The organism is Rhizobium sp. CECT 9324 (genome assembly GCF_918741265.1).
Taxonomy (GTDB): Bacteria; Pseudomonadota; Alphaproteobacteria; order Rhizobiales; family Rhizobiaceae; genus Allorhizobium.
On the sequence record NZ_CAKKMZ010000001.1, the window covers coordinates 2,675,208 to 2,687,028 of the forward strand.

Here is an 11,821-nt window from a genome sequence, read left to right on the forward strand (position 1 = left end):
TGCTTGATGGCCTGACAATTCGCAAGGCAATCCTTCATGCAGCAGTCGCAATCGTCGTCCAATCCCCTGCGCGGCATGGTCCTGATGGCCGGTTGCATGCTGGTCCTGCCGGTAATGGATGCGATTGCCAAATACATGGCGACTGTCGAGGGCATGTCGCCGGGACAGGTGACATTCTACCGGTTCCTGTTCCAACTCGCTTCCACCCTGCCCTTCCTGTTCGCTTTGCGCGGAATTGCTGCCTTGGCTGCCAAGCGTCCGTGGATGAACCTTTTGCGTGGCGCGCTGCATGGGGCGGCGAGCCTGTTGTTCTTCATGGCGGTCAAATACATGCCGCTCGCCGACGTTTTTGCCATCTATTTTGTCGAGCCGTTCATCCTCACGGCCTTGTCGGCGATGTTTCTGGGTGAAAAAGTCGGCTGGCGCCGCTGGCTGGCCATCGTCGTCGGCTTCGGTGGCGCGATGATCGTGATCCAGCCAAGCTATGAGATCTTCGGCCTGACGGCGCTGCTGCCGGTCGCCTGCGCCTTTCTCTTTGCCCTCTACATGTTCCTCAACCGGGCGATCGGTGAAGCCGATTCGCCGATGACCATGCAGACATTTGCCGGTATCGGTGGAACGCTGTTCATGGTCGGCGCCATGGCGATCGGAACAAGCGCAGGGGATGCCAATTTTGCGGCCTCCCTGCCGGCATCCTGGTTTGGCCTCATGCTTCTCGCCCTTTTGGGCACAATATCGGGGTTCATCCATCTTCTCGTCGTGCGCGCGTTTCGCATGGCGCCGCTGTCGGTGCTCGCACCGTTCCAGTATTTCGAAATCATTGCCGCTGTCGCCCTCGGCTATCTGTTCTTCGACGAATTCCCGACTGCCTCGAAATGGCTCGGTATCGTGATCATCGTCGGATCGGGTCTCTTCATTCTCTGGCGCGAGCAGCAACAGTCCACCAAGATCGCCAGATCAGAGGCAGCTCGGTAAGATCCTGCTAACGTCGTTTGTTGGCGAAAATGCAAGGGATCGAGCTCTATCCTGTCCTCCAGTTTCATGATGAAACAGGATAGAGAAACATGAGCGAGTTTCGCCTCTCGTTTCCGGCACGTGTCGTTGCCGGCAAACAGAAGCTGTCGGCTGACGACATTCTTCTTTCACGCATTCTGACGTTTCCCGATGACGGGCTGACATTGGATGATGTCACGCCGCATCCGGCGACGAACAATTCCCGCTCTGACAGATCTGCAGAGGGGAACAGCTTTTGCGTCGAGCACCCCCCGCACCATTGCCTCCAAGACCGTGCGCCCTTCGGCGCTGTCGGCACGACCAAGGACGACAGCATGCGGCGCGTCCTTGTGGATGATCTTGCCGACCGGTGGCTCAAGGTGCCGGACAGGGTCTTTCTCGAGAACGGTCACGCAAGCTAGCGGCAGCGATGCCGTTGGCTGGCGCTTGCGTCGCATTTTAGCAATTTCAGAAACTCGAACGTAAGATATGCGGCCTAGTTTGGCATCAGCCACGGCCCGAGGAGTTCATTTTGGCGACCCATCAAGCCGCAATCTTCCTGCTCGTGATCAACCTCGGCCTGCTCTGGCTGCTGATGGCGGCCCCTCTCGGTCGCCGGACCATCCGGATCAGCAGAATGGTGCGCAAGCGCCCCGAAGATCTCTGGAACATCACCCGACCCGCCGGCGCATTGACCGACTGGCACCCGTCGGTCATCGCCGTCGAACCGGTCGCTGGGCATCCGGACCGGGTGGAATTTGTCTATCGGCAACCGGACAGGAACGGCAAGCCGACCAAGCGAACGATGATCGTCGACCGTGCCTCGATGAACGCCAATGGCAGTTTCTCCTGCGATCTGCGCGTCATTTCCGACAGCACGCTGCATCAATCCTTCTGGGCAGGATATCGCGAAAGCCGCCATATCGAACCCGCCGATAAGGGCGCGCTTGTGACGTTCGAGCAAACCGACAGCTATCGCGGCCTTGCCTTCTATCTGCTGCGCCTGTTTTCCATACGCCGCGAACTGCAGGCGCTCGACGATCATGTCGAGGGACGGTCGCATACGGGCCGCACCCATATCGAACATCCGTTCTGGCAGAGCCTGCTGGTCATCGGCTCTACTCTGGCGCTCTGGCCGTTCTTCGGCCTGACCCCTGCGGGCCTGATGATCTCGATCTTCCTGACACTGGTCATCGTGTTGCACGAACTCGGCCACATGGTCGCCTACCGCGCCTTCGGCCATGCCAGGGTGCGCATGGTCTTCATCCCGTTTCTCGGCGGGATCGCGATTGGTGGGCGGCCCTATAACAGTCTGTTCGAGGTCGCGACATGTGCGCTGATGGGCGCTGGCGTGTCTGCACTGCTGGTGCCGATCATTGTCGCGGGCCATCAGTCCGCGCTGACCATTCAGCACTCCGCCGCAACAGAAGGGCCGATCCTGATCTTCCTGGTCATTCTCGGCGCCTTCAACCTCCTCAACCTGCTGCCCACCTACCGCTTCGATGGTGGCCAGGTTCTGCGCCAGATCTTCGTCAGCCAGAAAATGTTGGCGCTGGCGAGCTTCGGCATCACGGGCATCATCTTGTGGACCTGCTGGCGCATCGGTCTGCCTTCGATGGTGCTGGTGTCCGGCCTGGCGATCTTTACGCTGCTGAGCATGATCCGCACCAGCACGGTCAAGCCGCGCCATGAGCTCATACCCATGTCCGGTCCGGAACGGCTGATGACCGGCTTCGGCCTCTACGCCGCCATTTCGATCCATGCGTATGCGGTAATCTATGCCTGCGACCGGCTGTTTGGCTGAGCCCGGCACAGGGTGAGGAAAATCGTCCGACACGGGAATGCTGATCTTGACTTCAAGACCCGAACTGGCTCCAAAAGAGCCATGAAAACCGACAATCCTCCTCTGCCCATGGGCTACTCCGCCCTTCCCGCCGGCACCCTTGCCAATGTCGTCACCTGTCTGGAAATGCGCAGGAAGCCCGATGTCACCGAAATACACTTGGGGCCGAATCTGACGCTCGAGCGTTGGATCGATGTCGACCTCGACATGTATCGCGACCTGTTTCGGCGCGTCGGCGAGGACTGGATGTGGGTCTCGCGGCTCGTCATGCCGGACGAGGAACTGAGCGCCATCCTCGCCGACACGGGTGTCGAACTCTTTGCGGCGATGAAAGAGGATGTACCAGTCGGCATACTTGAACTGGACTTTCGACAGCCCGGCGAATGCGAACTGGTGTTTTTCGGCCTCGTGCCGGAAGCGATCGGCCAGGGCGCCGGGCGCTGGCTGATGAACCAGGCACTGCAAAAGGCCTGGGCAAAGCCGATCACCAGGCTCTGGCTGCACACCTGTCATTTCGACCATCCCGGCGCGATTGCCTTTTATCGCCGCTCCGGCTTCGAGCCGTACGACACGTTTGTCGAGGTGACCGAGGATCCGCGCCTGACCGGCAAGATGCGGATCGATGCGGCCCAGCACGTGCCGTTGATCCGTCCGGTCGATCCGGTTTCGTAACCGCCGCCCTCACAAAAACGATCACAGGACGAAAAGCCGGCCAAAAGCCCTTGAGCGGCCTTGGTCCGGCGTGCCAATGTCGCGCCGACAAATCAGACAGGGAGACTATATCATGGACGTTCGCGCCGCCGTCGCCGTGCAGGCTGGCAAGCCGCTGGAAATCATGACCGTTCAGTTGGAAGGCCCGCGTGCGGGTGAGGTTCTGATTGAAGTAAAGGCCACAGGTATTTGTCATACCGACGATTTCACGCTTTCCGGTGCCGATCCGGAGGGCCTGTTCCCGGCCATTCTCGGCCATGAGGGCGCTGGCATTGTCGTCGATGTCGGTCCGGGCGTCACTTCGGTGAAGAAGGGCGATCACGTGATTCCGCTCTATACGCCGGAATGCCGCGAGTGCTACTCCTGCCTCAGCCGCAAGACCAATCTCTGTACCTCGATCCGCGCCACGCAGGGCCAGGGCCTGATGCCGGATGGCACCAGCCGCTTTTCGATCGGCAAGGACAAGATCCATCACTATATGGGCTGCTCGACCTTTGCCAATTTCACCGTTCTGCCGGAAATTGCACTCGCCAAGGTCAACCCGGACGCACCGTTCGACAAGATCTGCTATATCGGCTGTGGCGTCACCACCGGCATCGGCGCTGTCATCAACACCGCCAAGGTCGAGATCGGCGCCACCGCCATCGTCTTCGGCCTCGGCGGCATCGGCCTCAATGTTCTGCAGGGCCTGCGTCTTGCCGGCGCCGACATGATCATCGGCGTCGACATCAACAATGACCGCAAGGCCTGGGGCGAGAAGTTCGGCATGACGCATTTCGTCAATCCGAAGGAAGTCGGCGACGACATCGTGCCCTATCTGGTCAACCTGACCAAGCGCAATGGCGACCTGATCGGCGGCGCGGACTATACGTTCGACTGCACCGGCAATACCAAGGTCATGCGCCAGGCGCTCGAAGCATCCCATCGCGGCTGGGGCAAGTCGGTCATCATCGGTGTTGCCGGTGCCGGACAGGAAATCTCCACCCGTCCGTTCCAGCTGGTCACCGGCCGCAACTGGATGGGCACGGCCTTCGGTGGCGCGCGCGGCCGCACCGACGTGCCGAAGATCGTCGACTGGTATATGGACGGCAAGATCCAGATCGATCCTATGATCACTCACACCATGCCATTGGAAGACATCAACAAGGGCTTCGAACTGATGCATTCGGGCGAAAGCATTCGCGGCGTCGTGGTCTACTGATGACGGCGGAAAGCTACCGGGTCGATGCGCGGAGACTGGAAGAGCTCTCCGCGCTCGAACTTCATGACCTGCTGAAGATGCGCGTCGATGTCTTTGTGGTGGAGCAGAAATGCCCCTATCCGGAGATCGACGGCAAGGACCGGCATGCCCTGCATCTGCGGCTGATGCAGGACGGTGATCTGCTCGCTGCGGCGCGGATTTTCGCGCCCTCCGAGGCAGCAGGCCCGGCGAAGATCGGCCGGGTCGTCGTGTCGCCAGCGCACCGCGGCAAGCGGCTTGGCGATGCGGTGATGCGCGAGGCGATCGCGCTCTGCGAGGCGCGGTTTCCCGCCTGCACCCTTGCCCTGTCGGCGCAGAGCCATCTGAAGGCCTTTTATGCCTCGTTCGGCTTCGAGGTCTGCTCGGCGGAATATCTCGAAGACGGCATCCCGCATGTCGACATGTTCCGCCCCACCACGGTCGCCGTCAAGTGACCATGCGGCCATTGCGCCGGGAAACTGCCTGATGATCTATGTCGATGCCGATGCCTGCCCGGTGAAGCCGGAAATCCTCAAAGTGGCCGAGCGCCATGGCATGGAAGTGACCTTTGTCGCCAATTCCGGCCTGCGCCCGTCGCGTGATCCGATGGTGAAGAACGTCATCGTCTCGAGCGGCTTTGACGCGGCCGACGACTGGATCGCCGAACGCGCCGGCCCCGAGGACATCGTCATCACCGCCGACGTGCCGCTGGCCGGCCGCTGCGTGGCGGCGGGTGCGCAGGTCACCGGTCCGACCGGCCGCGTTTTCGACGTTGCCAATATCGGCATGGCGACCGCGATGCGCGATCTCGGCGCCCATCTGCGCGAGACCGGCGAGAGCAAGGGCTACAACGCCGCGTTTTCGCCGCGCGACCGTTCCGCCTTCCTCGAAACGCTTGACAGGCTCTGCCGCCGCCTCAAGAAGTGACGACGCCCGACCGGGCTCCAAAGCCGGGACTAGGCAGGCATCAGCGGATGAACCGATGACACAAGAGCGCAACTGGATCCTCAACCACCGCTACAGCAGCTTCATGGGTGCCGGTGCGCTGACACTGGTCGCCCTGCCGGTAATCGCACGCCTGGAGCCGGCGATTGCCGTCGAAGGACCGGCGATCGTGTTTTTCGTCGCCTATCTGACGCTCGCCTGGTGGCGACTGCGGCGCCTGACGCCGGCCTTTCTGCGCCAGCATGCCGAGACGGCGGATGCCCCGGCCTTTGTCATCTTCATCGTCACGGCGCTCGCCATCGTGGCCGCCATAGTATCCCTGTTCGCCGTGCTCAATCGCGACGTCAAAGGCGGCTCGCTGGAACTGGTCACAGCTGCCGGATCAGTCATTTTCGGCTGGCTGACCATCCACACCATGGCCGCCATGCATTATGCCCATGTCTTCTGGAAACCTAGCCCGGCGCAGAAGGGCGGCGCACGGCCGCATCGCGGCGGGCTCGAGTTTCCTGGCACGCCGGAGCCCTGCGGCCATGACTTCGTCTATTTCGCCCTGGTCATCGGCATGACGGCGCAGACCGCCGATGTCTCGATTACCAGCACATCGATGCGCAAGCTCAACATGATCCACGCCACCACATCCTATTTTTTCAACACCGTGCTGATCGCCGCAGCCGTCAATGCAGCCGTGGCGCTGGCCGGCTGATCCGCCACATGACCCAGACGACATCACAGATACGACCAAGACCAGACAAGGAAGACCGATGAAGATCCTTTCCCAGAACACCGCCTTCGGTGGCATGCAGGGCGTCTTTGCCCATGACAGCGAAACCACCGGGACCGAGATGACCTTCGCCGTCTTCGTGCCGCCGCAGGCGATTGCCGAGAAGCGGCCCGTGCTTTGGTACCTGTCGGGCCTGACCTGCAGCCATGCCAATGTGATGGAAAAGGGCGAGTACCGCCGCATGGCCGCCGAACTCGGCTTGATCATCGTCTGCCCCGACACCAGCCCGCGCGGCAACGACGTCGCCGATGAACTCACCAACTGGAAGATGGGCAAGGGCGCCGGCATGTATCTCGACGCCACCGAGGCGCCCTGGGCAGAGCACTACCAGATGTATTCCTACATCACCGAGGAACTGCCGGCCCTGATCGCCGAACAGTTCCGTGTCGACATGGACCGCCAGGGCATATTCGGCCACTCCATGGGCGGCCACGGCGCCATGACCATCGCCCTGAAGAACCCGGAACGCTACAAGAGCTGCTCGGCCTTCGCCCCGATTGTCAACCCGCTGACCGCCGACTGGACGCAGGACGCCTTCGAGAAATACCTCGGCGCCGACCGGGCGAAATGGCGGCAGTATGATGCCTGCGCACTGGTCGAGGACGGCGCCCGCTTCCCCGAATTCCTCATTGATCAGGGCAAGGCCGACAGTTTCCTCGAAACCGGACTGGCACCCTGGCTGTTCGAAGAGGCGATCAAGGGAACCGATATCGGGCTGACGCTCAGGATGCACGAGCGCTACGACCATTCCTACTACTTCATCTCAACCTTCATGGAAGATCACCTGAAGTGGCATGCCGAACGGCTGGGCTGACCGGCCGTCGCGTGCAACTCGGCTTCCCCGGGTACGCTGCATTGGCGAGGCTGTCAGTGAAACGCGCGGACCTCGACCGGTGCGCGGCAGGCAATGGCGGCTTTGCGACCCCATGCCAGCGCCGCGCCCAGGTCGGCGGCCTCCAGCACCCAGAAACCGCCGACATGTTCAGAGGTTTGCAGATACGGCCCATCGGCGACACGCACAGAACCATCGGCCTGCAAAGTGAGCGACATTGCACGGCTTGCCGGATGCAATCCGCCGACAAAAACACGAACGCCGGCAGACACCATCTCGTCGTTCAGCGCGTCGATGTCGCGCGACATCGCCTCGTCCTCTGCAATCGATGGATCGTAGCCGTCGGGGTGATGAATGGCCACCAGATACCGCGTCATTAGGTCTCCTTTCAGCGGCTCCCCCTGATCGCAAGACCTGCGACCTGGATTGAACCGACGTTGGTTTCACAGCCTGCGATAGAAAAAATGGTCGAAGTCGGCGGGCTTCGCCCCGCCGGTGATGTCGAAACAGAACATGCCGGTGAACGCCCCGGTAAAGGAGCCATGTTCGCCGAAGCCGCCTTCATCCGAGATGACACCTGCGTCGAGAACCGGCCCGAGCGCCTGCCAGTCCGGATCTCCCGACAAGCGCCAGAAGAATTGCAGGTCGTTGTCGATGACCTCCATCGCCAGGTCGACAGGACCGTCACCAATCGCGATGCCCTGGCCGATCGGAAAGGTCAGTTTGCCGGCCGGATAGTCCCCCGGAACCGATAGCACGATCAGGCAGCGTCCTATTTCCTCGTCAGTCGAGACACCGAGGGCGTGGAATTTGTAGCGATTGTAGTAATGCGTGATGCCGGCGACCTGCTGGTAGGTCTCGGGTGAAAATTCGAGGCGGGTTTCGACGCGGAAGCGGTGATGCTCCTGCCGACGCGCGACCAGCGCCTGCTCGAACCACGAACCGATGCCCTCGCGGCCGAAGAGCCGCAGATGCCCTGCCCGTTCCGACAGCGTGAAGATCCGCTCCGGCTCAGGCGTTCGCAGCCACTGGAACTCATTTGGTAGCGCGGCGGAATCGAAGGTCCGCAGGATCTCGATGGGCTCCGGCACCTTCATCGCATCGTTCAGCGCCTGAACCTCGACCGCCGGCACGACGCCGCCCTGTTCGAGATAGAGCCAGCCGTCCTCCTTCCACACGCATTTCTGGATGCCGGTCTCGCGTCCGAGCGTGCAGCGCCGTTTCGGCGCCAGCGGCCGGCCGCACAGATGGGTGTGATAGACGTCGCCCTCCGGCGTCTCGACATACTGACCATGGCCCGAACGCTGCAGCACGGCCTCGGGATTGTCCTTCGACGTGATCAGATACTGGTTCGGATGCAATTCATAAGTGCCGTCGATCGTCCGCGAGCGGGCCATGGTGACGGCATGCTCGTAACCGGTGCCACCTTCGGCCGTCGTCAGGTAATACCAGCCATTGCGCTTGAACAGATGCGGTGCCTCGACCAACCCGAGCGGGCTGCCGGCAAAGATGTTGCGGATCGGGCCGACAAGGCTCTTCGTCTTCGCATCCCACTCCTGCAGCAGGATACCATCGAAGGCCGGATGTCTGCCGATCGTGTTGCTGGCCTTTGGCCGGTGGTTCCACTGCATATTGACGAACCACTTGCGGCCATCGTCGTCATGGAACAGCGACGGATCAAAACCCGACGAGTTGATATAGACCGGATCGGACCAGGGACCCTCGATCGTTGGTGACGTGACGATATAGTTATGCGCATCCTTGAAGCTGCCTTCGAAGCGCTTCACATCGGTATAGACCAGCCAGAACAGACCGTCCGCATGAGACAGGCACGGTGCCCAGACGCCGCCGCTGTCCGGATTGCCGCGCATGTCGAGCTGACTTGCCCGGTTCAGCGGGCGCGACACCAGCGTCCAGTTGGCCAGATCGCGCGAATGGTGGATCTGCACGCCCGGATACCATTCGAAGGTCGAGGTCGCGATATAGTAGTCCTCCCCCACCCTGACGAAGGACGGGTCCGGATTGAAGCCGGGCAGGATGGGGTTGTGGATCATGTTTGTCTCCTCCATGTGCGGGAAATACCCCCCTCTGTCGGCGACGCCGACATCTCCCCCACAAGGGGGAGATTATTCGCCGGCGCTGCGACGTCCTTTACTCAGGGTCTTCATTCCCCATGTCACACGCCCAAGCACGCTACCGCCGGCGTGGGTTCGATCTCCCCCCTTGTGGGGGAGATGGCCGACAGGCCAGAGGGGGGTAACCCAGCCCTCAGCCCCTACTTCTTCTTCCGCGCCGGCCCCTTGCGTTCCGCCGACGCTGCCCACAGGTTGATGTCGGCGTCCTTGGCAAAGACATCGATTTCCGCCAGTTCCTCGGCGGTAAAATCGGGTTTCTCGATCGCCTTGACGCAATCCTCCACCTGGCTCGGCTTCGACGCACCGATCAGCGCCGTGGTGATATGGCCGCCACGCAGAACCCAGGCGAGCGCCATCTGGGCCAATGTCTGGCCACGGCGTTCGGCAATGCGGTTGAGGCCGCGGATGTTCTCGATATTGCGCTCGGTGAGGAAGTCGGGATTGAGCGACTTATCCTGCGCCGCACGGCTACCTTCGGGAACGCCGCCGAGATATTTCGCCGTCAGCATGCCCTGGGCGAGCGGCGAGAACACGATCGAGCCGACGCCAAGTTCCTCCAGCGTATCGACCAGACCATCCTCTTCGATCCAGCGGTTGATCATCGAATAACTCGGCTGGTGGATCAGCAGCGGCGTGCCGAGGCTTTTCAGGATGTCATACGCTTCGCGGGTGCGCTTCGAATTATAGGACGAGATACCGACATATTGCGCCCTGCCCGAGCGGACGATGTGATCGAGCGCACCGCAGGTTTCTTCCAGCGGTGTGTCGGGATCGAAACGATGGGAGTAGAAGATATCGACATAGTCGAGCCCCATGCGCTTCAGGCTCTGGTCGCAGGACGCGATCACATATTTGCGGCTGCCCCATTCGCCGTAAGGGCCTGGCCACATGTTGTAGCCGGCCTTGGACGAGATGATCATCTCGTCGCGCAGCCCTCGGAAATCGGTGCGCAGGATGTCACCGAATGCGGTTTCCGCCGAACCGGGCGGTGGACCATAGTTATTGGCGAGATCGAAATGGGTAATGCCCAGGTCGAACGCCTTGCGGCAAATTGCCTGCTTGGTCTGATGTGGCGTGTCATCGCCGAAATTGTGCCACAGACCGAGCGAAATCGCCGGCAGCTTGAGGCCGCTCTTGCCGCAACGGTTGTAGGTCATCCGCTCATAGCGGTCTTCGGCTGGGGTCCAGTTCATGTCTATCCTCCGGAATACTGAGGGCAAACTGCTTCAACGAAGCAGTGCCTGCGCCTCTTCTATCCCGAGTGCGGCCGGTTGGGTACATGTCGTGGTCAATGTTACGAATTCTCCCGTCTCGCCGGACTTCAGGATCGAGGTCATCACGTCCACACCATGCAGCGCCCTGTCGAGCGAGCAACGCGCATCGCGGCCTTCGAGGATGGCGATCGCCATGTCGGCAAGGCCAGCGGTGCGATAGTTGGCACGCGGTCCCTGCGGGCTCTCCTGGTTGTTGACGCCGAACGGATGATCCCAGACCTCGAGCGGCTGGATATTCTTGTCGCGCCCGGACGCTTCGACCGCACCGCCGAAGAAATTCGGATCCGGCACGTAGATCGAGCCTTCTGTGCCGTAGAGTTCCATATTGGCGTGGCGATGCGACCAGACATCCCAGCTCGCCGAGAGCGTGATCGTCGCACCGTTTTCGAATTCCAGCAGCGCATGGATATTCGTCGGCGTCTTGACCGGGATGGTTTCGCCAGCGCGCGGTTGGCTGGTGATGGTGCGCGTTTCGCTGGCCATCGAGGTCAGGGCCGCAACCCGCTTGACCGGACCGATCAGGTTGACGAGGTTGGCGATATAGTAGGGGCCGAGGTCGAGGACCGGGCCGCCGCCGGGCAGGAAGAAGAAGTCGGGATTGGGGTGCCACATTTCCATACCCGGGCTCATCACATGGCAGGTACCGGACGTGACCCGGCCGATGCCGCCCTTTTCGATATGGGCGCGCGCCAGCTGGTGCGAACCGCCGAGGAACGTGTCCGGTGCGCAGCCGACCCAGAGACCCTTGTCGCGCGCGATCCGGCGCAGGTCCTCACCTTGTTCGAGCGTGAGCACCAGCGGCTTTTCCGAGTAGACGTGTTTGCCGGCTTCAAGAATGCGCTTCGACACGCCGTAGTGTGCATCCGGGATGGTCAGGTTGACGATGAGGTCGAGCTCGTCATTGGCGAGAAGCTCGTCGAGCGTCTGCGCCTTGACGCCGTATTCGTCGGCCCGGAGTTCCGCCGCGTTCATGTTCAGATCGCTGCAAGCCAGCACTTTCAGCCCCCGGAAGAGCGGTGCCAGCGAGAAGTAGGTGGTGGAGATATTGCCGCATCCGATGATGCCGACGCCGAGTTCGCGTGCCATGG

Annotated in this window: 13 protein-coding genes; 9 read left to right on the plus strand and 4 right to left on the minus strand. The window is 61.5% G+C overall.

Features of this window, described 5'->3' with window-relative positions; translation table 11 throughout:
- Nucleotides 1-36 precede the first annotated feature (36 nt).
- The 9 genes from LQ231_RS13135 to fghA all read left to right on the plus strand — a co-directional run bounded on the left by LQ231_RS13135 (nucleotide 37) and on the right by fghA (nucleotide 7,306).
- On the plus strand, nucleotides 37-975 hold the full coding sequence (locus tag LQ231_RS13135) for a DMT family transporter (RefSeq protein ID WP_230171650.1): 939 nt from the start codon (nucleotides 37-39) through the stop codon (nucleotides 973-975).
- An 89-nt stretch (nucleotides 976-1,064) separates the two neighbouring features.
- The gene (locus LQ231_RS13140) at nucleotides 1,065-1,415 is read left to right on the plus strand and encodes a hypothetical protein (protein ID WP_230171651.1); all 351 of its coding nucleotides are present in this window, start codon (nucleotides 1,065-1,067) and stop codon (nucleotides 1,413-1,415) included.
- Between the two features lie 110 nt (nucleotides 1,416-1,525).
- A complete protein-coding gene (locus LQ231_RS13145) occupies nucleotides 1,526-2,797 on the plus strand; it encodes a hypothetical protein (protein ID WP_230171652.1) in 1,272 nt (423 codons plus the stop codon).
- 81 nt (nucleotides 2,798-2,878) lie between these two features.
- Entirely contained in the window at nucleotides 2,879-3,508 is a 630-nt protein-coding gene (locus LQ231_RS13150; protein WP_230171653.1) for a GNAT family N-acetyltransferase, read from the plus strand.
- Nucleotides 3,509-3,620: 112 nt separating this feature from the next.
- Nucleotides 3,621-4,748 (plus strand): S-(hydroxymethyl)glutathione dehydrogenase/class III alcohol dehydrogenase, encoded by a 1,128-nt coding sequence (locus LQ231_RS13155; RefSeq protein WP_113141464.1) that lies wholly within the window; start codon nucleotides 3,621-3,623, stop codon nucleotides 4,746-4,748.
- Entirely contained in the window at nucleotides 4,748-5,221 is a 474-nt protein-coding gene (locus LQ231_RS13160) for a GNAT family N-acetyltransferase (RefSeq protein WP_230171654.1), read from the plus strand. Before LQ231_RS13155 ends, LQ231_RS13160 begins: the two co-directional genes overlap by 1 nt.
- A gap of 31 nt (nucleotides 5,222-5,252) precedes the next feature.
- Complete coding sequence (locus LQ231_RS13165; protein ID WP_113141466.1) at nucleotides 5,253-5,693, plus strand: YaiI/YqxD family protein; 441 nt, start codon at nucleotides 5,253-5,255, stop codon at nucleotides 5,691-5,693.
- A 55-nt stretch (nucleotides 5,694-5,748) separates the two neighbouring features.
- Nucleotides 5,749-6,414: a DUF1345 domain-containing protein gene (locus tag LQ231_RS13170; RefSeq protein ID WP_230171655.1), complete on the plus strand. Its 666-nt coding sequence runs from the start codon at nucleotides 5,749-5,751 to the stop codon at nucleotides 6,412-6,414.
- A gap of 58 nt (nucleotides 6,415-6,472) precedes the next feature.
- On the plus strand, nucleotides 6,473-7,306 hold the full coding sequence (fghA, locus tag LQ231_RS13175; RefSeq protein WP_230171656.1) for an S-formylglutathione hydrolase: 834 nt from the start codon (nucleotides 6,473-6,475) through the stop codon (nucleotides 7,304-7,306).
- A 53-nt stretch (nucleotides 7,307-7,359) separates the two neighbouring features.
- Here the strand turns inward: fghA and LQ231_RS13180 are convergent, their stop codons facing one another.
- The 4 genes from LQ231_RS13180 to LQ231_RS13195 form a co-directional block, all read right to left on the minus strand.
- The gene (locus LQ231_RS13180; protein ID WP_230171657.1) at nucleotides 7,360-7,701 is read right to left on the minus strand and encodes a YciI family protein; all 342 of its coding nucleotides are present in this window, start codon (nucleotides 7,699-7,701) and stop codon (nucleotides 7,360-7,362) included.
- Nucleotides 7,702-7,767: 66 nt separating this feature from the next.
- A complete protein-coding gene (locus tag LQ231_RS13185; RefSeq protein ID WP_230171658.1) occupies nucleotides 7,768-9,378 on the minus strand; it encodes a glycoside hydrolase family 43 protein in 1,611 nt (536 codons plus the stop codon).
- 221 nt (nucleotides 9,379-9,599) lie between these two features.
- Nucleotides 9,600-10,652: an L-glyceraldehyde 3-phosphate reductase gene (gene mgrA, locus LQ231_RS13190; RefSeq protein WP_230171659.1), complete on the minus strand. Its 1,053-nt coding sequence runs from the start codon at nucleotides 10,650-10,652 to the stop codon at nucleotides 9,600-9,602.
- A 33-nt stretch (nucleotides 10,653-10,685) separates the two neighbouring features.
- Nucleotides 10,686-11,819 (minus strand): Gfo/Idh/MocA family oxidoreductase, encoded by a 1,134-nt coding sequence (locus LQ231_RS13195; protein WP_230171660.1) that lies wholly within the window; start codon nucleotides 11,817-11,819, stop codon nucleotides 10,686-10,688.
- Between the last annotated feature and the right edge of the window lie 2 nt (nucleotides 11,820-11,821).